Origin of the sequence: Ancylobacter mangrovi, from assembly GCF_024752335.1 — a bacterium.
Lineage (GTDB): Bacteria > Pseudomonadota > Alphaproteobacteria > Rhizobiales > Xanthobacteraceae > Ancylobacter > Ancylobacter mangrovi.
On the sequence record NZ_JANTHY010000002.1, the window covers coordinates 380,048 to 402,262 of the forward strand.

The following is a 22,215-nucleotide window of genomic DNA, read 5'->3' on the forward strand; positions in this document are numbered from 1 at the left end:
CCTGCCGAGCGACGCGCGACGTCCGGGAGCGCCGGCATGAGCGCTGACATGAGCGGCGACCTGCGCCGTGCCGAGCCTCGCCTCTTCACCATTCCCGCCTCGGTGCCGTTCCTCGACACGCTGGCCGACGCGCTGCTCGACGGCCGGCTGATCGAGGGCTTCGCGCCGCGCGCCGACCCGTTCGCGCTCGCCTCCGCCACCGTGTTCCTGCCGACCCGCCGCGCCGGCCGGCTGTTCGCCGAGGCCCTGCGCCGGCGCGCGCCCTCGGGCGTCGCGCTGCTGCCGCGCATTGTGCCGGTCGGCGACGTGGACGAGGACGCGCTCGCCTTCGCCGACAGCTTCGTCGACCCGCCCGACGCGGTGCCGGCGATGACCCGCCGGCTGGCGCTCGCCCATCTCATCGGCAGATGGCGTGCGCTGCTGCGCGCCGGCGACGGCCGGCTGGCGGTGGCGAGCGGACCGGGCGCCGAGATCGCGCTCGCCGACGCGCTCGCCCACCTCATCGACGAGATGGCGGCCCAGCAGGTGCCGTGGGAGCGGCTCGACCGGCTGGTGCCGGGCGAGCACGACCTCTACTGGGACATGGCGCTCGACTTCCTCACCATCGCCCGCGCCTTCTGGCCGACCCGGCTCGCCGAGCTGAACCGCGTCGACGGCGCGGTCCGGCGCGACCGGCTGATCGCCGCCGAAGCCGCGCGTCTGGCGGCGGGGCAGGCGAGCGGCCCGGTGATCGCCGCCGGCTCGACCGGCTCCATGCCCGCCACCGCGCGGCTGCTCGGCGTGGTGGCGCGGCTGCCGCAGGGCTGCGTCGTGCTCCCCGGCCTCGACCCGATGCTGGACGAGGCCTCCTGGGCCTCGCTGACCGACGACGCCTCGCCCGCGCCAAGCCATCCCCAATACGGCCTCGCCCTGCTGATGCGCCAGCAGATGGGCGTCGGACGCGACGCCGTGGTCGCCCTCGCCCCGCCCGCCCCGCACGGGCGCGAGGCGCTGCTGTCGGAGGCGCTGCGCCCGGTCGATTCCACCGATGCCTGGGCCAGTCTCGGCGAGCGGCTGCCGGCCGAGGCGATCGAGGCCGCGCTCGCCGGCGTCGCCGTGATCGAGGCGGACGACGCCCGCGAGGAGGCACTGTCGATCGCGGTAGCGCTACGCGAAGCCTTGCTCGCGCCCGAGGGCACCGCCGCGCTCATCACCCCGGACCGCGACCTCGCCCGCCGCGTCGCCGCCGAGCTGCTGCGCTTCGGCGTGCGGATCGACGATTCCGCCGGCGAGCCGCTGTCCGAGAGCGCCCCCGGTCGGTTCGCCCGCCTCGTCGCCGATGTCTGCGCCGAAGCGCTGGCGCCGGTGCCGCTGGTGGCGCTGGTGCGCCATGGCCTCGCGCGCTTCGGACTTACCCGCGAGGCACTCGGCGCGGCGGCGGACGCGCTGGAACTGATGGTGCTGCGCGGCCCGCGCCCCGCCCCCGGGGCGCAGGGGCTGGTCGACGCCGTCGCCGCCTTCGACCCGGCACTCCACTATCGCAGCGACCCGCGCGCGAGCATCGACGAAGCGACCCGCGCGCGCGCCGCCGACCTCGCCGCCCGCATCGCCGCGGCGCTCTCGCGGCTGCTGGCGCTGGCGGAAGGCGAGCACCCCTTCGCCGAGCTCGCCGCCGCCCATGGCGAGGCCATCATGGCGAGCTGGCGCGCGGGGGAAGAACCGGAGGAAGAGGCCGGCGACGAGGCGGAGGAGATCGCCCGCGCCGAGCTCGCGCGGGTGTTCGCGGAAATGGGCGAGGCCGCTTCCGAGGCCGGCGCCATGACGCTCGCCCATTACGCCGCCGCCCTCCCGCTGCTGCTCGCCGACCGCCCGGTGCGCCCGCCGATCGAACCCGAGGCGCGGCTGCGCATCCTCGGGCCGCTGGAGGCGCGCCTGGTGGCGGTCGACCGGGTCGTGCTGGCCGGGCTGGTCGAGGAGACCTGGCCCGCCTCGGTGCGGACCGACCCGTGGCTCAGCCGGCCGATGCGCGCCGCGCTGGGGCTGGAAGCGCCCGAGCGGCGGATCGGCCTTTCCGCCCACGACTTCGCGCAAGGATGCGGCGCGCGCGAGCTGGTGCTGTCGCGCCCGCGCAAGCTCGGCGGCGCGCCGACCGTGCCCTCGCGCTTTCTCCAGCGCCTCGCCGCCGTCAGCGGGCCGGCGCGCTGGCAGGCGGCGCTGGCGCGCGGCGACCGTTTCCGCCGTCTCGCGGAGCTGATCGACGCCGACCCGCCCGCCCCGCGCCTCACCCGTCCCGCACCGCAGCCCAGGGTCGAGCTGCGCCCGACGCAGCTCAGCGTCACCGAGATCGAGGCGTGGCTGCGCGATCCCTACACGATCTACGCCCGCCACGTGCTCAGGCTGCGCCCGCTCGACCCGCTCGACCAGGAGCCGAATGCCGCCGAGCGCGGCACCGCGATCCACGAGGCGCTCGGCCGCTTCGCCCGCGCCTTCCCGCGCGAGCTGCCGGAGGACGCCGAGGCCCGGCTCGCCGCCTTCGGCCAGGAGGCCTTCGCCTCGCTCGAGACGTTCCCGGCCGAGCATGCGCTGTGGTGGGCGCGCTTCGAGCGCCTCGTCGGGCGCTACATCGCCTGGGAGCGCACGCGCCGCCCGACGCTGGCGCGCGTCCATGCCGAGACCGGCGGCGCCATGGTGCTGGCGGGCGGGCGGTTCCGCCTCACCGGCAAGGCCGACCGCATCGAGGAGCTGCGCGCGGGCGGCCTCGCCATCGTCGACTTCAAAACCGGCGGCGTGCCGAGCCCGAAGCAGGTGAAGTCCGGCCTCTCGCCCCAGCTCCCGCTGGAGGCTGCCATGGCGGCGGCGGGCGGGTTCCGCGACGTCGCGGCCGAGGAGGCGGCCGCGCTGCTCTACGTGCATCTGGGCACGCGCGAGCTGAAGGAGGGCTCGGCCGTGGTGAAGGAGACCACCGCCGCCGAGCTGGCGAAAGAGGCGCGCGAGCAGCTCGAGAAGCTGGTGCTGGCGTTCGAGAACCCCTCGCGCGGCTATGTCTCGCTGCACAGCCCGATGTTCCGCGGCCGCTATGGCGATTACGACCACCTTGCGCGCATCCGCGAATGGTCGACCGGACCGGAGGGCGAGGCGTGAGCACCCTTCCCGACAGCCCCGCCCTCAGCGCGGCGACCGAGCTGCAGTCCCGCGCCTCGGACCCCGCCATCTCGGCCTGGGTGTCGGCCAATGCCGGCTCGGGCAAGACCCATGTGCTGGCGCGGCGGGTGATCCGGCTGCTGATGCGCGGCGTCGCGCCCAGCCGCATCCTGTGCCTCACCTACACCAAGGCGGCGGCGGCCAACATGGCCAACCGCGTGCTCGGCGAGCTGCGAAGCTGGGTGACGCTCGACGATGCCGCGCTCGACGCGGCGATCATGGCGGCGGATGGCGGCGCCCCGGACCCCGCGCGCCGCGCCCGCGCGCGCCGGCTGTTCGCGCTGGCTCTGGAGACGCCGGGCGGCCTCAAGATCCAGACCATCCACGCCTTCTGCGGCGCGCTGCTGCACGCCTTCCCGTTCGAGGCAGGGGTTCCGGCCGGCTTCGGCGAGCTGGAGGACGCGACCCGCGCTGAGCTGCTGGCCCGGGTGCGGGCCGAGGTGGTGCTGGAAGCCGCCGGCCAGCCGGAAAGCGCGCTCGGGCAGGCGCTCGCGCTGATCACCGGCGAGGCGTCGGACGAGGGCATCGACCAGATGCTCGCCGACCTTGTCGACGATCCTGGCGTGCTGGAGGCGAGCGAGGCCGACCTCGCCGCCGCCGTCGGCCTCGAGCGCCCGCTCGCCTCGCGCGAGATCGAGCGGCGCATCGTCGACGAAGCGACGATCGCCCGCGGCGCCTGGATCGGGCTCGGCGAGGCGCTGGTGGTCGAGGGCGGCAACTGTGCCCGGCGCGGCCATGCCCTGCTCGCCGCCGCCCGCGCGCCCGAGGACAGCGTCGCCGACACCTATGCCGGCGTGTTCCTGAAGGAAGACGGCAGCGCCTATGCCGACATGCAGTTCGGCAAGGCGGAGATCCGCGAGCGCTATCCCCAGCTCCTCGCCGAGCGCGACCGGCTGGCCCCGCTCGGCGCGATGCTCGCCGCAGCGCGCGCCTTCGAGCGCAGCCGCGCCGCGCTGCTGCTCGGGCGCGAGGCGGCGCGGCGCTATGCCGGCGCCAAGGCGGCGCGCGGCGTGCTCGACTTCGCCGACCTGATCGACGCGGCGCGCCGCCTGCTCGGCTCGGGCGCCTCGGCCTGGGTGCACTACAAGCTCGACCAGGGCATCGACCACGTGCTGCTCGACGAGGCGCAGGACACCAGCCCCGAGCAGTGGGAAGTGATCCGTCCGCTGGTGGCCGAGTTCTTCTCCGGCGCCGGCGCGCGCGACGTGCCGCCCGACCCGGCGCGCAGCCTGTTCGTGGTCGGCGACGAGAAGCAGTCGATCTTCTCCTTCCAGGGCGCGGACCCGCGCCGCTTCGACGAGGTGCGCCGCGAGCTCGCCGGGCTGGCGGCGCCGGGGCGCTTCGAGCATGTGAAGCTGCGCCACTCCTTCCGCTCCGCGCCCGGCATACTGGACGCGGTCGACGCCGTGTTCACCGCGCCGGAGGTCCATCACGGCCTCTCGGCCGAGAATGTGCGCCCGGTGCACGAGCCGATCCGCGGCGCCCTGCCGGCGCTGGTCGAGATCTGGGACACCGAGCAGCCCGAGCCGCGCGCCGACGAGGATGGCTGGCAGCGCCCGCTCGACGCCCCGCCGACCGACGACCCGAAAGGACGTCTGGCGGTGAAGATCGCCGCCCATATCGCGGCCCGGATCGGGCAGGGCTTCCCGCTGACCGGCCGCGAGGGCACGCGCCCCGCGCGCCCGGGCGATTTCCTCATCCTGGTGCGCCGGCGCGACGGGCTGTTCGAGGCGATCATCCGCGAGCTGAAGCGCGCCGGGGTCGCGGTCGCCGGCGCCGACCGGCTGGTGGTGGCCGAGCACATCGCCGTGCTGGACCTGATGGCGCTCGCCGACGCGCTGCTCATGCGCGAGGACGAGCTGGCGCTGGCGAGCGCGCTCAAGAGCCCGCTGTTCGGCTTCGACGATCAGGACCTGATGGAGCTCGCCCCGGGCCGCACCGGCCTGCTGGAGGACGCGCTCCGGGCGCGCGCGGACGAGAAGCCGAAATGGCGGGCGGCGGTCGAGCGGCTCGACCGGCTGCGCCCCGAGGCGATGCGCCTTCGCCCCTTCGACTTCCTCGCCCGCGTGCTCGGGCGCGAGCGCGGGCGAGCCGCCATGCTTGCGCGGCTCGGGCCGGAGGCGGCCGACGCGCTCGACGAGGTGCTGGCGCTGGCGCGCGCCTATGAGAACATCGAGCCCGCCTCGCTGCCCGGTTTCCTCGCCTTCCTGCGGCGCGGCGAGGCGCAGGCCAAGCGCGACATGGAGGACGGGCGCGACCAGGTGCGCGTGATGACGGTGCACGGCGCCAAGGGGCTGGAGGCGCCCTATGTCATCCTCGCCGACACCACCAGCGGCCCCTCGACGCGGCGCCCTTCCGGCCTGCTGCGCTTCGAGCGGAACGGGCGCCGGCTCGCGCTCCATCTGCGCGCCAAGACGCTCGACACCCCCGCCATGGCCGAGCACCGCCAGCGGGCCGACGAGGCGACCAAGGACGAATATCGCCGCCTGCTCTATGTCGCGCTCACCCGGGCCGAGAGCGCGCTGGTGCTGTGCGGGGCGGACGGGCTGAAATCCCGGCCGGAGGATTGCTGGTACGCGCTGGTGCGCGGCGCCCTCGAGGCCGAAGCGATCGCGCGGGCCGCCACCGGCTTCGAGGGCTCGGTGCTGCACTGGCGCCCGCGCGCCGCCGACGAGCCGGCCGCCACGGGCGCGCTCCCGGCGTCGGCGCTGGCGACCGACGACGCCGAGCGCCGCCTCGCCGACGCCCTGATGCGCCCGGTGCCGAGCCCGCCGCGCGCGCAACCTCTGCGTCCCTCCGCGCCGGCGCTGCCGGCCGGCGAGGCGGAGACGGGCGGGGGAGCGGGCGAGGAGGCCGGCCGGCGACGGGGCAAGCTTATTCACCGGCTGCTGGCCGCGCTCGGCCCGATCGCGCCGGCGCAGCGGGCGGAGGCCGGACGGCGCTTCCTCGCCGCCGCAACGGCGATGACGGAGGCCGAGCGCGAGGCGCTGCTCGGCGAGGCGCTCGGCGTGCTCGCCCTGCCGGAGCTCGCGGCGCTGTTCGCCCTCGAGGGGCGCGCGGAGGTGCCGCTCGTCGGGACGCTCGACGACGGCACGCCGGTGTCGGGGCGAATCGATCGCCTGCGCCTCGACGGCGGGCGGGTGGTGATCGCCGATTTCAAGACCGACCGGCAGGTGCCGCGGCAGCCGGCGGCGATCCCGCCAGCGCAGCTGCGCCAGCTCGGGCTCTATGTGCGCCTGCTCGGAAAGCTCTTTCCCGACAAGGAGATCGCGGCGCTGCTGGTCTATACCGCCGCCCCGCTGGTGCACCGGCCGGACGCCGCCCTGCTGGAACGAGCGGTGGAGAGCGTCACGTCGGCGTGACGGTGCCTTGACGCGGCCGGGGCCGCCTTCCTACCTTCTGCTCAACTTCTGCTGAATTCTCAGGAATGTGAGGTGTCGCCATGGGCGTCGAAAAGGTGTCGGACCAGAGCTTCGAGTCCGACGTGATCAAGTCCTCCGGTCCGGTGCTGGTCGATTTCTGGGCGGAATGGTGCGGCCCGTGCCGCATGGTCGCCCCGGTGCTCGACGAGGTCGCCGGCGAGCTGGGCGACAAGCTGAAGATCGTGAAGCTCAACGTGGACGAGAATCCTGCCACGGCTTCCAAGTACGGCATCATGTCGATCCCGACGCTGCTTCTTTTCAAGGACGGCCAGCTTGCCTCGCGGCAGGTTGGTGCAGCGCCGAAAGCAAAAATGCTGCAGTGGATCAGCAGCTCGATCTGAATATGAAGGACTGCCCAGCAGTCGGACATTCGGACCTAGAGGAACCCCGGAGCTCACGCTCCGGGGTTTTTCTTTTCCAAGCATCCGCAACGGCGGGCGGCGCCGTATACCAGCAATGGCGGCGGGGATGGTGCAGTGCCGTGCAACCCGTTCGTTGTCATGCAAGTGAGTTGCGCCAAGGCCCGTATTCACAGCCACAGACGGTTGATTGACCGGTTGCGGAATCAGGATCTGGAGGTCAAATAGTCCGAATATATTTCTATCTTATTTGAATTGTTAAACCATTGGCGTAGAGTGATGCCCCGGTACTCTCGGGAGCATCGCCGTTGCTTTTACTGCCGTTCAAGATCGATCAGGTGCGGATGGCGCTGCCGCTCGAGAAGGTTGTGCGCGTCGAGGCGATGGTCGAGACGCTGCCCCTGCCGCGGCCGGTACCCAACGTCACGGGCGGCATGATCCATGGCGGGCGGTTCGTCGCCATATACGGCTTGCGCGGCAAGCTCGGATACGATCCTCGTCCGTCCGAAGCCGATGATTGCATCGTGCTCGCGAAGGCCCGCGACGAAGTTGTCGGCATCGTCGTCGACGAGGTGGCCGCGGTGATCGAGGTCCCGGCCGCCGACGTCTCCCGCTACGGGCTGGAGCGCGACGGCGAGACCATCGCCGGCGCGGCGGTCATCGACGACGACATCCTCCTGATCACCGATCTCGACCGCTTCCTCTCCGACGAGGAGCGGCTGGAGCTCGAGGCGGTGCGGCGGGAGTTCGCGCAATGACGCCCGAGCGCTCCGTCGATCCCGAGCTGCTGGCCGAGGTCCGCGACCTTTTCGTCTCGCGCTTCGGGCTGCTGCGCGCCAGCCTCGGCGACGACGAGCTCTCCCACCGTCTGGTCGCCGGGCTCGGCCCGCGGCTCGGCTCCCGCGCCCGGCTGAAGGAGTTGCTGGCGCGGGCTGCCGGCCAGCCGCTGGACGGGCCGGAGCTGCAGCTCCTGATCCGGGCCATCACCATCCGCGAATCCTCGCTGCTGCGCCATCTGTCCTGGTTCGAGCTGCTCGCCCGCCACGTGGTCGACCCGCTGATCGCCGCCCGCCGCGCCGCAGGCCGGCGCGACGTCGCGATCTGGAGCGCGGGCTGCTCCAGCGGCGAGGAGGCGTACGGCCTCGCCCTCCTGTTCGCCGAAAGGCTGCCGGACCTCGCCGACTGGGACATCCGCATCATCGGCACGGACCTGTGCGCGAGCGCGGTCGAGGAGGCCCGGCGCGGGCGCTACCGCGGCTGGTCGCTGCGCGAGGTCTCTCCCGAGCGCCGGGCGCTCCACTTCCGGCAGCAGGACGACCAGTTCGAGGCCGGCGCGGTGCTGCGGGCGCTGGTGACGTTCGACCTCGGCGACCTGCTGGACCCGGAAAGCGGCCCCTGGACCACGCTGAAGCCGGCCTTCGACATCATCGTGTGCCGCAACGTGCTGATGCATCTCGAACCGTCGGCACGGCGGCGGGTGACGGAGCATCTCGCCGGCCGGCTGGCCGCGCAGGGCGTGCTGGTGAGCGCCCCGTCCGAGGCCTCGCCCGAGCTGTTCCACCCGCTGCTGCGGAGCGACCACGAGGAACTGCTGCTGTTCCGCCGGCCGCCACGCGCCAAATCGTCGGCTGGTCTCGCGCCAGCCACTCGCCCGGCGGGCGCTCCCATGCCGCGCGCGGCCGAACACCCGGCCGCCATGCCGCCGCCGAGCCAGACGGCCACCCCGTCGCTCGCGCCGCTCGCGCGCGACGAACTCGTCGCCCATCTCGACGCGCTGATCGCCGCCGGCCGCCTCGCGGAAGCCCGCCGCCTCTGCGCGCTGGCGATGGAGCGGGCGCCGCTCGATTCCGGCCTCGTCCACCTGATGGCGACGCTGCAGGAGATGGAGGGCGACCATCACGGCGCCTTCCAGAGCCTGAAGCGCGCGCTCTATATCGACGGCGCCGACGGCTCGGCGCAGCTCCGCCTCGCCGGGCTGCAGCACCGGCTGCGGAGCGGCCAGGGACGGCCGGCCGGGAACGGCCCGCCGAACCAGCCGCGCGGCAGCGGCCGACGGGGGGAGACGCGCGACCGTGTCTGACGCCCCGCTCGACCCCGACGGCCCATCTGCCACGTCCCGCGCCGCCAGCACGGGCGGCGTCGACTGGCGCGCCGCCGAGGAGCGCCTCGCTCGGCTCGCCGACGCGCTCCACGGCAGGCGGCGCGACGAGGCCGAGCTGCTGCGCCGGCGCGCCGCGCGCCTCGCCGCTCGGCCGGCCGACGCCCCGGCCGGCAATGAGCGGCCCTATCTCGCCTTCCGCCGCGGCGAGGACCGGATCGCCATCGCCATGGAGGCGCTGCGCGAGGCGGTGCGGCCGCGCTCGGTGCTGCCGCTTCCCGGCGTCCCCCCGCACATACGCGGCGTGGTGCTCAATCGCGGCGAGGTGGTGCCGGTGGTCGAGGCCGGCTGGTTCCTCGACCCGGACCTCGTCCAGGCCGAGGCCCCGGCGCTGCTGCTGGTGGTCGAGGCGGGCGGCACGCGCTTCGCGCTGGCGGCCGATCTCCTCGACGAGGTGCGCTCCCTCGATCCCTCGGCCGGCGGCGCGGCGATGCACGCCTCCGGCCGCCTGCCGCCCTTCGTCGTCGGCCTCGCCGACGACCTGCTCAACATTGTCGACCTCGACCTGCTCGCCGCGGACGCCCGGTTCCGCGTGCAGGAAGAGGTGGGCGGATAGCCTGACGGAGAGAGCATGCCAAGGTTCAGCATTCGCGCCCTTCTCATCATCGCCGCCGGCGTCATCGCCGCCGTGCCGGCGCTGGTGGTGGTCGTCGGCGCGGGTCTCTACATCCGCGACTATCTCACCGAGAACACGCTGCAGCGCGGGCAGTGGAGCGCGCAGGAGCTGGCACTGATCTATGGCGGCTATCTCGACAAGCACGTCCAGGCGCTCGACACGCTCTCCGATGCCCTCGCGACCAGCGGCATAGCGGACGTCGCGGTCGACCAGCAGGCGCTGACCCGGGTGAAGTCGAACTATGCGGGCTTTGCCAGCAGCGTCATCCTCGTCGACCTGTCGGGCCGGGTGATCGCGGCGGCGGCCTCGGAGGCCGACCAGGCGGCGGACCTCAATGTCGGCGACCGCGACTGGTTCAAGACCACGGTGGAGACGCGCAAGCCCTTCGTCGACCACAAGGTGGTGCGCTCGCGGCTGACGGGCCGGCTCATCGTCCCGCTCGCCGCGCCGGTGCTGGACGCCGGCGGACGGGTGATCGCGGTGGTGTCGGGCGGGCTCGACCTCGGCGAGATCGGGCGGCTGGCCAAGCGGCCGGTCGGCAAGGATGGGGCTGGCCATGCCGGCGTCGCCACGGCCGAGGGCCTGCTGCTCGCCTATCCGCGCAGCGAGCTGGTCGACGCCGGCCAGACGGTGACGGGGCAGGGCTTCTGGCCGCAGGCGAAGGACAACGCGACCGGCACCATCCCCACCTTCGTCGGGCTGGAGGGCAAGCCGCTGATCGGCGGCTTCGCCACGGTGCCGAGCACGGGCTGGAAGGTGTGGGTGGTGGAGCCCGCCACGACCGCCGACGACGTGCTCTACAAGGCCTATGCCCGCGCCTCGCTGATCGGCGCGATCGGCGCCGGTGGCGGCCTGCTGCTGGCATTCTTCGGCGCCGGCGCGCTGGCCGGCCCGATCGAGCGGCTGCGCGGCACCGCCAACGCCATCGCCGCCGGCGATCTCGACCAGAAGGCCGGTGATCAGGGGCCGAGGGAAATCAGCGATCTCGGCCGCGCCATCAATGCGATGTCGCTGTCGCTGCGCGAGCGCATCGCCTCCGAGCAGGACACGCAGCAGGAACTGCGCCAGGCGGTGAGCGACTATTCCGACGTCGCCCGCCGCATCGTCCAGGGCGACCTGTCGGCGCGCGCGCCGGTGAGCGACCATCCCGAGCTCAGCCTGCTCGCCACCAGCCTCAACGGCATGACGGAATCGATGGCGCGGCTGGTGAGCGAGATCCGCGAGGCGACTGCCAACCTGTCGAGCGCGAGCTCGGAGATCCTGGTCGCCACCAGCCAGCAGGTCTCGGCCACCGCCGAGGAGGCCGTCGCGGTGAAGCAGACCGCCTCGAGCGTGATCGAGGTCAAGCAGACCAGCACCCTCGCCATGCAGAAGGCCGGCGCGGTAGCGCAGGCGGCGCAGCGCGCCAGCGACGTCGCCGAGACCGGCCGCTCCACGGTGGAGGCCACCATCGCCGGCAGCCAGGAGGCGCGCCAGCGCATGGAGACGGTTGCCCAGCGCATCCTCGGCTTCATCGAGCAGGCCGAGGCGATCGCCGAGATCAACACCACGGTGGGCGACCTCGCCGAGCAGTCCAACCTGCTCGCCGTCAATGCCAGCATCGAGGCCGCCAAGGCCGGTGAGTTCGGCCGCGGCTTCGCCGTCGTCGCCAGCGAGATCAAGACGCTGGCGGACCAGTCCAAGCAGGCCACCGCGCAGGTACGCCGCATCCTGGTCGACATCCAGAAGGCCTCGCAGGCGGCGATGCTCGCCGCCGAGCAGGGGGTGAAGGCGGCCGAGGTGGGCTCGGTGCGCGCGGCCGAGTCCGGCAACACCATCGGGGTGCTCGCCGACAGCATCAACGAGGCGGCGCGGGCCGGGCAGCAGATCGCCGCCGCCAGCCAGGAACAAAGCGCGGGGATGGACCAGATCGCCGCCGCCATGCGCAACATCGAGCAGTCCACCAGCCAGACCGTCGCCGCGACGCGGCAGGTCGAGCGCTCGGCGCGCGACCTGAACGACCTCGCGAGCCGGCTTTCCGCCCTGGTCGCCTTCGCCTCGTCGAGGGAACCTCCGCAATGAACGACCGACAGGCCGCACTGCGCGAGAGGCTGCTCGCCGCCTTCCGGACCGAGGCGGGAGAGCATCTGCACGGCATGGACGGCCTGCTGCGCGAGTGGCCCGCCCCGCCCGAGCAGCCCGGGCCGGCCATCATCGAGCAGCTGTTCAAGATCGTTCACACGCTGAAGGGCGCGGCGCGCTCGGTCGCGCGGCAGGACATAGAGGGCCAGTGCCAGAAGCTGGAGACGACGCTCTCCACCGCGCTGCGCGAGGGCGCGCCGACCGACGGCATGCAGCTGCGCCGCGCGGTCGAACGGCTGAGGCGGGCGATCAGCGCGGAAACGCGCCAGAGCCCGGCCCCCGCCCCGCAGCCGCAGACTGCAACGCCGACGGCCGCAACGCCGACGGCCGCGACGCCGCCCGGCGCCGCACCGGAAGGCACGGGCGCGGCGCCCCCCGCCGATCCCGCCCCGGCTCCGCAAGCCTTCACTCCGCAAGCCTCCGCGCCGGCCGCACCGGCACCTGTCGCCACGTCACCCGCGGCGCCCTCACCGTCCCCCTCCATGGCGGCGCCGGCCACCACCCGCGCCAACATCGCCGCGCTCGACGCGCTGCTGCACGGGGTCGGCGAGCTGCTGACCCACCGCCAGTCCCTCGACCAGCAGCTCGACGCGCTGGAGGACACGCTCGAGCAGCTCACCCTGCGCCGCCACCTGCTGCGCACGGCCGGTCCCGCCTCGCTCTCGTCCGAGCAGCTCGACCACGACCTCAGGCTGATGGAAGGCCGGCTGCGGCAGATGCACCGGGCGATGGCGGCCGACCGGCGCCGCTTCGACGGCTCGCTCTCGGCGCTCGGCGAGCAGGCGCGCGAGCTGCGCCTGTCGCCGGCCTGGAGCGTCGTCGAGGGGCTCGGCGCCATGCTGGAGGACATCGCCGCCGAGCAGGGCAAGCAGGCGAACGCCGACATCGCCGGCTTCAACGAGGTGCTGGATCGGCGCATCCTCGACGCCATCAAGGACCCGCTGGTGCACCTCGCCCGCAACGCGATCGACCACGGCGTCGAACCGGTGGCCGAGCGGCGCGCCGCCGGAAAGCCGGAGACGGCGCAGATCGCGCTGCGGCTCTCGCGCCACGACGAGCGCCGCATCGCGATCGAGATCAGCGACGACGGCCGGGGCATCGACATGGACCGGCTGCGGGAATCGGCGGCGCGGCTGCGCATCGAGACGGCCGAGGACCTCGCCGCCATGCCGGAGGACCGGCTGATGGCGCTCGCCTTCCGGGCCGGGCTTAGCACCGCCACCGTCGTCACCACCCTGTCCGGCCACGGCCTCGGCCTCGCCATCGTGCGCGACCGGGTGGAGGCGCTGGGCGGCCATGTCGAGCTGGTCTCGGTGCCCGGCAAGGGCGCCACGGTGCGCATGCTGGTGCCGACCAGCGTCGACACCTTCCGCGGGCTGGTGGTGGAGGCGGGCGGCCACCCGTTCCTGCTGCCGATGGAGAACGTTCTCGGCGTGGTGCGTCACGGCGAGGAATCGATGCCGGCCGGCAGCCTCGGCCGGACGCTGAGATGGCGCGGCGAGGTGCTGCCGGCGGCCGCTCTCTCGGACGTGCTGGCCCTGCCCGGCCACGCCGGCGAGCCGGTGGTGCGGACGAGCGCGGTGATCCTGCAGGCGGGCGAACAGCGTGGCGCCCTGCTGGTCGACGTGCTCGGCAGCGAGCAGTCGCTGCTGCTGAAGCCGCTGCCCGCCCCGCTGGTGCGGGTGCGGCACGTTCTGGCGGTGGCGGTCGCCGACGAGGGCAACCTGCTGCCGGTGCTGCGCGCGGCCGACCTCTTGCGCGCGCTGGCGCTCGACCACGGCGCGCGCCCGGCACGGCCGGCGCCGGTGCGAGGCGAGCGCCGCAAGCTTCTCGTGGTCGACGATTCCGTCACCACACGGCTGATGGAGCAGAGCCTGTTCGAGGCCGCCGGCTACGAGGTCCATCTCGCCTCGGACGGCGTCGAGGCGCTCGCCCTGCTGCGCCAGGTCGACATCGACATGATCATCTCCGACGTCGACATGCCCAATCTCGACGGCTTCGAGCTGACGCGCCAGATCCGGCGCGAGGCGGCGCTGGCGAGGAAACCGATCGTGCTCGTCACCGCGCTCGAGAGCCGCGAGGACAAGGAGGAGGGGTTGCGCGCGGGCGCCAACGCCTATGTCGCCAAATCCGCCTTCGACCAGACCCATCTGCTCGAAATCGTCCAGAGGCTGACACTGCATTGATGTCCAGGCGCCCCATACGCATCCTGATCGTGGAGGACTCCGCCGCCGTGCGCGAGTTCCTTACCCAGGTCGTGGCCGGGGAGCCCGACTTCGCGCTCGCGGGCGTCGCCGAGGACGGCGCGGCGGGGGTCGCCGCCGCCGTCGACACCCTCCCCGACGTCATCCTGATGGACGCCAACATGCCGGTGATGGACGGGTTCCGCGCCACCCGCCAGATCATGGAGCGCTGCCCGACCCGCATCATCATCGTCACAGCGAGCTTCGAGCCATCGGACATGCGCATCTCCATGCAGAGCCTGGAGGCCGGTGCGCTCGCCATCGTCGAGAAGCCCTGGGGGCCCGGCCACCGCGACCATGAGAGATCGCTGCGCCGGCTGTTCGAGACCATCCGCACGATGAGCGAGGTCGAGGTGGTGCGGCGCTGGCCGGCACGCGAGACCGTCCCCGCGCCCGCGCCCGCTCCGTCCCGCCCGCCCGGCTACCGGATGGTGGTGATGGGCGCTTCCACCGGCGGGCCGCGGGTGCTGGCGCAGATCCTGCGCGACCTGCCGCACGATCTGCGCACGCCGGTGTGCGTGGTCCAGCACATCTCGCCGGGCTTCATCGAGGCGTTCGTGAGCTGGCTCAACGACGAGTGTCCGCTGACGGTGGAGATGGCGAAGACGGGACTGCGCGCACGTTCCGGCCACGTCTATTTCGCCCCCGACGACATGCAGCTCGGCTTCGCCGAGACCGGCGAGCTGCGGCTCACCCGCGACCCGCCGGTGTGCGGCTTCCGCCCCTCCATCAGCCATCTGTTCGGCGCCGCGGCCGAGATCTGGGCGGGCGCGGCGATCGGCGTGCTGCTCACCGGCATGGGCCGGGACGGCGCGGAAGGCTGCCGCCGACTGAGCCAGCAGAGCGCGCCGATCATCGTACAGGAGCCGGCGAGCTGCGCGGTCGCCAGCATGCCGCTGGCGGCGGTCGCCGCCGCGAAATCCAGCCTCGTTCTGCCACCCGACCGGATCGGCGCCGAGCTGCGCCGCCTGGTCGGCATGGAGGTCGATCATGCAGATCCCTAACACCCTGAGGTCGTCCGAGACCGAGCTTCGCGCCGAACTTATCCTGATGGCCGAGGACAGCCCGACCCAGGCCGAGCATCTGCGCTGGCTGCTGGAGGACGCCGGCTACCGCGTCGCCGCCGCCACCAACGGTCGGGAGGCGCTGGAGCTGGCGCGGCAGGAGCGGCCGGACCTCGTCATCAGCGACGTGGTGATGCCGGGCATGGGCGGCTACGAGCTGTGCAAGGCGATCAAGGACGACCCGGAGCTGAAGTCGGTGCCAGTGGTGCTGGTCACCTCGATGTCGCATCCGCGCGACGTCATCGCCGGGCTCAATTGCGGCGCCGACAACTTCATCACCAAGCCCTATGACGGCGATCACCTCATCGCCCGGCTGCGCTACCTGACCGCGAACAGCCGGCTGCGGGCGAGCGACAAGATGCATCTCGGCGTGCAGATCGAGCTGCAGGGCGAGAGCCACTTCATCATCGCCGAGCGCAAGCAGGTGCTCGACCTGCTGATCTCGACCTACGACGCCGCGGTGCGGCTCAACGACGACCTGCGCGACCGCCAGCAGGACCTCGAAGTCTCGATCAAGAGCCTCGACGGGCTGACCCGGATCATCGAGGCGCTGAACCGCTCGACCTCGATGGACACGGTGCTGCACGAGGCGCTGAGCGGGGTGGTGGAACTGCTGGACGCCGACGCCGGCTGGCTGACGCTGAAGGACGCGACCCTCGAGGCCGCCATGCCGGCGGCGTGGGACGGGATCTACCCGACCGAGATCCCGCTTACCTCGCAGCCGGTCGAGACGGACGGTCCTTCGGCAGGCGTCCACTGGCGCCGCTCCGTGCCGGCCGACGGCCGGCCCGCGACCGACCATCTGCACATCCCGATCGCGATCGACGGCCAGACGCTCGGCAGCCTCAACCTGCGCCTGCCCGAGCCCGTCGCCATCGACGAGCGCATGCACGGGCTGCTGACCGCGGTCGGCCAGCAGGCCGGCGTGGCGATCGAGCGGGCTCGCCTGCTGGCGGGGCTGGAGGAGACGGTGGAGCACCGGACCGCCGAGCTCCAACGCGAGGTGAGCGCCCGCCGCGAGGCGCAGGAAGCGGAGATGGTGCGCAGCGCCCAGCTCGCCGAGCTGGTCCGGCTCGGCAATCTCGCGCTCACCGACAGCACCCCCGACACGCTGTTCCGCGAAGCCGTCGAGTGCGCCTGCAAGGTGCTGCGCATGCCGCGCGGCAGCGTCTGGCTCTATGCCCCCTCCACCGACCACCTGACCATGATCGCCGCCCATGGGTGGGAGGATACCGGCGATCCGCGCGCGATTCCGATGGCCTGTCAGTCCGTCTTCGGCCCGACGCTGACGAACTCCCATGTCGCGATCGAGGACTGGCGCCAGCAGCCCGAGGACGAGCGGCCGGCCGTCTTCGGCATCCACGAGATCCGCTCCACGCTCGCGGTGCCGATCCACGGCCCCGACCATGTGAGCGGGGTGTTCGCGCTCCACAGCGATGCCGCCCGCCGGTTCGACGCGAGCGACATCACCTTCCTGTCGTCGGTCGCCAACGTGGTCGGCGCGGCGATGAACCGGGCGGAGGGGCTGGCGGCGCTGAAGCACAGCGAGGACGAGTTCCGCGCCACCTTCCAGCAGGCCCCGATCGGCATCGCCCACCTCAATGCCGACGGCAGCTGGCGCCGCTCCAATGTTCACATCGGAACGGTATTCGGATACGATAGACAGGAGCTGGAAGCGCGGAGCTTCTTCACCTTCATCCATCCTGAGCATCGCGGCATCATGGAGGAAACCACCCGTCGCCTGTTCAGCGGCGAGATCGACCAGAGCGTGGAGGAGGCGCGCTGCCTGAACCGGCACGGCCACGAGCGCTGGGCGCGCATCACCATGTCGGTCAAGCGCGGCACGGACGGGCAGGCCGAATACGCCATCGCCGTTCTCGAGGACGTCACCGAGCAGCGCGAGGCGCAGGCCAAGATCAGCCATCTGCAACGGATGGACGCGATCGGCCGCCTGACCGGCGGCATCGCCCACGACTTCAACAACCTGCTGACGGTCATCATCGGCAATCTGGAGCCGCTGCAGCAGCGCGTCACCGCCGATTCGCTGGAGGCGACGCTGGTGCGCGGCGCGCTGCAGGGCGCGAACCGGGCGACCGAGCTCACCCGGCGCCTGCTCGCGCTCTCGCGCCGCCAGATCCTCAAGGCCGACACGGTCGACATCAACGACCTCGTCGAGGACATGCTGGCGCTGATGAAGCGCTCCTTCGCGAGCAACATCGAGGTCGTGTTCCGCGAGTCCGAGACGCCCTGCCGCTGCAAGGTCGACACCACCGAGCTCGAGACCGCGCTGATGAACCTCGCGGTCAACGCCATGGACGCGATGCCGGACGGCGGCCGCTTCGTGGTCAGCACCGACGTGCAGACCTTCACCGAGGCCGACATCGCGCATCTGGGCGACCTGCGTCCGGGGCGCTACGCCGAGATCACCGTCTCCGACACCGGCACCGGCATCCCCGAGCACGTCAAGGAGCAGGTGTTCGAGCCCTATTTCACCACCAAGGACCGCGGCAAGGGTACCGGCCTCGGGCTGAGCCTCGTCTATGCCTTCGTGAAGCGCTCGGGCGGGCGGATCGCGCTCTACAGCGAGGTCGGCCGCGGCACCACGATCCGCATCAACCTGCCGCTGGAGGATGGCGACGTGGCGGACGCCACCTCCGCCACCGCCGAACGGGCGCTGCCGGACGAATGCGTGCTGGTGGTCGACGACCAGGACAACGTGCGCAAGATGCTGGTGAGCCAGATCCGCGGCCTCGGCTACGCCACGCGGGAGGCGGCGAACGCGCAGGAGGCGCTCTCCATGTTTCGCGCCGGGCTCGGAATCGACGTGATGGTGACCGACATCGCCATGCCGGGCGGGGTGGACGGCGTGATGCTGGCGCGGCAGGTGCTGGATACCCAGCCCGAGATGAAGATCATCATCTGCTCGGGTTTCGACGCCTATGTTCTGCCACCCTGGATCGAACGCGATCCGCGCTGCGCCGTTGTACGTAAGCCACCTGCGGTTGCCGACATGGCCGCCGCGATCCGCCGCCTGATCGACCAGGAGGCCGAACATGCCTGAGTGCCGGTTCCTAGTTCTGGACGACGAGCCCGACATCGGCGCCCTGCTGGTGACGGCGATCCGCATGCTCAACTACGAGGCCCGCTCGGTCACCACCTTCGAGGATTTCGACCGGGCGCTGGCCGAGTGGCGCCCCACCCACATCACGCTCGACCTGCAAATGCCGGGCTATGACGGGGTGGAGACCATCCGCGCCCTCGCCGAGCGCGGCAGCAACGCGCGCATCGTGCTGGTGAGCGGGGTCGACGCCAAGGTGCTCGAGATGGCGGCCCTGCTCGGGCGCGAGCGGGGGCTCGACATCGCCGGGACCCTGACCAAACCGTGGGGCATGGCGAGGCTCAACGAGATGCTGACCCGGATCGTGCACGAGAACCCGCTCGGCGCCGACGCCATCGCCAAGGGCATCGAAAACGACGAGTTCCGGCTCTTCATGCAGCCCAAGGTGCGCCTGCCCGGCGGGCGGATCACCGGATTCGAGGCGCTGGTGCGCTGGAATCACCCCCGGCTCGGCCTGCAATCGCCGATCAACTTCATCCCGCTCGCCGAGCAGAGCGGGCTGATCGAGCCGCTGACGCGCTGGATTCTCGGGCGCGCGGCCGACGTCCTCGCCGGCTGGAAAAGCGAGGGCATAAGCGCGCAGGTCTCGGTCAACCTGTCGGCGCGCAACCTGATGTCGCTCACCGTGGCCGACGAGTTCGCCGAGATCGTGCGCGCGCGGGGTCTCGACTGCTCCTGCTTCATCCTGGAGCTGACGGAGAGCGCCGCGATCACCAACCTCGTCGACGCGCTCGACATCCTGGTGCGGCTGCGGCTGAAGCAGTTCGCGCTGTCGATCGACGATTTCGGCACCGGCTACTCGTCGCTGGCGCAGCTACAGCGCCTGCCCTTCTCCGAATTGAAGATCGACCGTTCCTTCGTCTCCGCCTGTGCCGCCTCGGCCGAGGCAACGAACACCATCCGCGCCATCGTCGAGCTGGCGCGCCGGCTGGAGCTCGACCTGGTGGCGGAAGGCGTGGAGACGGAGGCGGTCGAGCGCACGCTGATCGGGCTCGGCATCACCCACGCCCAGGGCTTCCGCTACGGCCGGCCGGAGCCGGCGGAGGTGTGGTCGCCGCGCCTGCGCTGCCAGGTGGCCTGAGCCGGCAAGAGGCGCTGTGACGGCCGCGCCTAGAGATCCTCGGGGTCGAACAGGCGGAAGCGGCGGACCAGTGCCTTCTCGGCCTCCAGCAGCAGCATCAGCAGCACGCCCAAGCCCACGATCATCACCCCGTCGAGCAGGGCCACCGGCCGGGTGCCGAACATATGCTGCATCGGCGGCAGATAGGTGAAGGCGAACTGCCCCGCCACCACCGCCACCAGCGCCGCCAGCACCGCCGGCGTGCCGAGCGCCCCGCGCCAAGTGATCGAGCTCATGTGCATGAAGCGCACGCTGAACAGGTAGAAGATCTCCATCACCACGATGGTGTTGACCACGATGGTGCGCGCCATCTCGATCCCCTGCCCGCGCGCCAGCGACAGGGTGAACATCGCCGCCGTCGCCAGCATGAACAGCACCGACACCAGCACGATCCGCCACAGCATGAAGCGGGTGACGAGACCGCCATCGGCGCGGCGCGGCGGGCGGTTCATGATCCCCGGCTCGGTCGGCTCGAAGGCGAGCGCGAGGCCGAGCGTGATGCTGGTGGCGAGGTTGATCCACAGGATCTGCGCCGCCGACATCGGCATGGTGAAGCCGAAGGCGATGGCGCCGATCACCGACAGCACCTCGCCGCCATTGGTCGGCAGCGTCCAGGCGATCATCTTGCGGATATTGTCGTAGACGGTGCGCCCCTGCGTCACCGCCGCGACGATGGAAGCGAAATTGTCGTCGAGCAGCACTACCTCGGCCGCCTCCTTGGCGGCCTCCGTGCCCTTCACCCCCATGGCGATGCCGACATCCGCCTGGCGCAGCGAGGGGGCGTCGTTCACCCCGTCGCCGGTCATCGCCACCACCGCGCCGGTGGACTGGAGCGCACGCACGATGCGCAGCTTGTTCTCCGGGCTGGTGCGGGCGAACACCGAGGTGCGGTCCGCCAGCTCCACCAGCTCGGCGTCGGACACCGCGTCGACCTCGGCGCCGGTCACCACGACCGGCTCGCGCGCGAGGCCGAGCTGGCGGGCGATGGCGCCGGCGGTGACGCCATGGTCGCCGGTGATCATCTTCACGCCGATGCCGGCGCTGCGGCACTCGGCGATGGCGGCGATCGCCTCCGGGCGCGGGGGATCGATGAAGCCCGCGAGGCCGAGGAAGCAGAAGCCGCCGGCGACGTCGTCGAAGGTCAGCCGGTCGGGCGCGGCGTCGAGCGTCTTCATGGCGAAGCCGAGCAGCCGCTCGCCCTCGGCGGCGACGCCGGCGATCGCCTCGCCCCAGCGCTCCCTCTCGGAAGGGGAAAGGGCGCACATGGCGAGTACCGCCTCCGGCGCGCCCTTCACGAAGACGACGATCTCCTCCTGCGGGCCGCAATGAAGGCTCGCCATGAAGCGGTAGGCCGCATCGAAGGGGATCTCGTCGAGCCGGCGCCAGTCGCCGCGCTCTACCGCCGGGCTGAGGCCCGCCTTGGCGGCGAAGGCGACCAGCGCGCCTTCCATCGGATCGCCCTCGGCGCGCCAGAGGCTGTCCCTGGCGTGGAGATGCGCGTCGTTGCACAACAGGCCGCAGCGGGCCAGCGCCTCGGCCGCCGCGGAAGGATCGCCCGAATTGGCCCAGCTCAGCGTGCCGACCGGCTCGTATCCCGCGCCCGAGACCTCGATCGCCTCCGTCGCGTCGGTCTCCGGCAGCACGACGCGGCGGACCGTCATCTCGTTGCGGGTCAGCGTGCCGGTCTTGTCGGAGCAGATGACCGAGGTGGCGCCCAGCGTCTCCACCGCCGGCAGGCGGCGAATGACCGCGTTGAGCCGCGCCATGCGCCGCACGCCGATCGCCAGCGTGATGGTGATGACCGCCGGCAGGCCCTCCGGCACCACGCCGACCGCCAGCGCCACGACGGCGATCAGCGCCTCGGTCCAGCCATAGCCGCGCACGGCCACGGCGAAGACGAACAGCGCCCCCGCCGCGAGGATCGCCGCCCAGGTGAAGCGGCGGGCGAAATTGTCGATCTGGCGCAGCAGCGGCGTCGCCAGCGGCTCGACCTCGGCGATCAGCCGGCCGATGCGGCCGATCTCGGTGTGGCTGCCGGTGGAGACGACGATCCCCGCCCCCTGGCCGGCGGCGACCGTGGTGCCGGAGAACGCCATGGAATGACGGTCGCCGAGCGCCGCATCGGCCGCCGCCGGTTCCTCGCGCTTGGAGGCGGCGACGGATTCGCCGGTGAGGATCGATTCATCGACCAGCATGCCGCGCGCGCGCAGCAGGCGCGTGTCGGCCGGCACCCGGTCGCCCGCCTCCAGCAGCACGAGGTCGCCGGGCACGAGGTCGCGCGCATGCACGCTGATGCGCTGCCGGCCGCGGATCACCGCCGCATGGGGCGAGATCATGTTGCGGATGGCGCGCAGCGCCTGCTCGGCGCGGCCCTCCTGGAGGAAGCCGACCACCGCATTGACCATCACCACGGCGATGATGACCACCGCGTCGACCACGTGGCCGAGCGCGAACGCCGCCGCCGCGCCGGCCAGCAGGAAATAGATCAGCGCGCTGTTGAACTGGGCGAGGAAGCGCCGGATCGGGCTCGGCCGGGGCGGTTCGGGCAGCGCGTTCGGCCCGTGCTCGGCCAGCCGCTGGCGCGCCTCGTCCTCGCTCAGCCCATCGAGCGAGACGCCGAGCCGGGCCGCGACCTCCTCGTGCGGCATCGCGTGCCAGGAGGTCGGCAGCGGGGCGGCGGCGGTGTCAAAGGGGCTGGGCGTCGGAACGGCGCTGTCGGTCATCGCGGGAAGGAAGCTCGCGGCGAGGGAGGAACGCTAACGCTACCGGCAGGCGGGCATCGGACATCCGGACTTTCCCTTAGGCAAGCCGGCG

12 protein-coding genes are annotated in these 22,215 nt (G+C 72.3%); 11 read left to right on the top strand and 1 reads right to left on the bottom strand.

The window, feature by feature from the left end; genetic code table 11:
* Positions 1–36: 36 nt before the first annotated feature.
* The 11 genes from addB to NVS83_RS07630 all read left to right on the top strand — a co-directional run bounded on the left by addB (position 37) and on the right by NVS83_RS07630 (position 19,362).
* Positions 37–3,120 carry a double-strand break repair protein AddB gene (addB, locus tag NVS83_RS07580; protein WP_258738782.1) on the top strand — a complete coding sequence of 1,028 codons (3,084 nt, stop codon included), beginning with the start codon at positions 37–39 and terminating at the stop codon, positions 3,118–3,120.
* Positions 3,117–6,542 carry a double-strand break repair helicase AddA gene (gene addA, locus NVS83_RS07585; protein ID WP_258738783.1) on the top strand — a complete coding sequence of 1,142 codons (3,426 nt, stop codon included), beginning with the start codon at positions 3,117–3,119 and terminating at the stop codon, positions 6,540–6,542. The genes addB and addA overlap by 4 nt, the downstream gene beginning before the upstream one ends.
* An 80-nt stretch (positions 6,543–6,622) precedes the next feature.
* Positions 6,623–6,943: a thioredoxin gene (gene trxA, locus NVS83_RS07590; RefSeq protein ID WP_258731909.1), complete on the top strand. Its 321-nt coding sequence runs from the start codon at positions 6,623–6,625 to the stop codon at positions 6,941–6,943.
* A 326-nt stretch (positions 6,944–7,269) separates the two neighbouring features.
* A complete protein-coding gene (locus NVS83_RS07595) occupies positions 7,270–7,719 on the top strand; it encodes a chemotaxis protein CheW (RefSeq protein WP_258738784.1) in 450 nt (149 codons plus the stop codon).
* A complete protein-coding gene (locus NVS83_RS07600) occupies positions 7,716–9,041 on the top strand; it encodes a CheR family methyltransferase (protein WP_258738785.1) in 1,326 nt (441 codons plus the stop codon). The genes NVS83_RS07595 and NVS83_RS07600 overlap by 4 nt, the downstream gene beginning before the upstream one ends.
* Positions 9,034–9,675 (top strand): chemotaxis protein CheW, encoded by a 642-nt coding sequence (locus NVS83_RS07605; protein WP_258738786.1) that lies wholly within the window; start codon positions 9,034–9,036, stop codon positions 9,673–9,675. The genes NVS83_RS07600 and NVS83_RS07605 overlap by 8 nt, the downstream gene beginning before the upstream one ends.
* A gap of 15 nt (positions 9,676–9,690) precedes the next feature.
* Positions 9,691–11,796: a methyl-accepting chemotaxis protein gene (locus tag NVS83_RS07610; RefSeq protein WP_258738787.1), complete on the top strand. Its 2,106-nt coding sequence runs from the start codon at positions 9,691–9,693 to the stop codon at positions 11,794–11,796.
* Positions 11,793–14,042: a hybrid sensor histidine kinase/response regulator gene (locus tag NVS83_RS07615; protein WP_258738788.1), complete on the top strand. Its 2,250-nt coding sequence runs from the start codon at positions 11,793–11,795 to the stop codon at positions 14,040–14,042. Before NVS83_RS07610 ends, NVS83_RS07615 begins: the two co-directional genes overlap by 4 nt.
* Positions 14,042–15,103, top strand: a complete 1,062-nt coding sequence (locus NVS83_RS07620; protein WP_258738789.1) for a chemotaxis protein CheB — start codon at positions 14,042–14,044, stop codon at positions 15,101–15,103. The genes NVS83_RS07615 and NVS83_RS07620 overlap by 1 nt, the downstream gene beginning before the upstream one ends.
* Positions 15,090–18,224 carry a response regulator gene (locus NVS83_RS07625; RefSeq protein WP_258738790.1) on the top strand — a complete coding sequence of 1,045 codons (3,135 nt, stop codon included), beginning with the start codon at positions 15,090–15,092 and terminating at the stop codon, positions 18,222–18,224. Before NVS83_RS07620 ends, NVS83_RS07625 begins: the two co-directional genes overlap by 14 nt.
* Positions 18,217–19,362: an EAL domain-containing response regulator gene (locus tag NVS83_RS07630; RefSeq protein WP_258738791.1), complete on the top strand. Its 1,146-nt coding sequence runs from the start codon at positions 18,217–18,219 to the stop codon at positions 19,360–19,362. Before NVS83_RS07625 ends, NVS83_RS07630 begins: the two co-directional genes overlap by 8 nt.
* A 29-nt stretch (positions 19,363–19,391) precedes the next feature.
* Here NVS83_RS07630 and NVS83_RS07635 read toward each other — a convergent pair whose 3' ends face one another.
* Entirely contained in the window at positions 19,392–22,124 is a 2,733-nt protein-coding gene (locus tag NVS83_RS07635) for an HAD-IC family P-type ATPase (RefSeq protein ID WP_258738792.1), read from the bottom strand.
* Between the last annotated feature and the right edge of the window lie 91 nt (positions 22,125–22,215).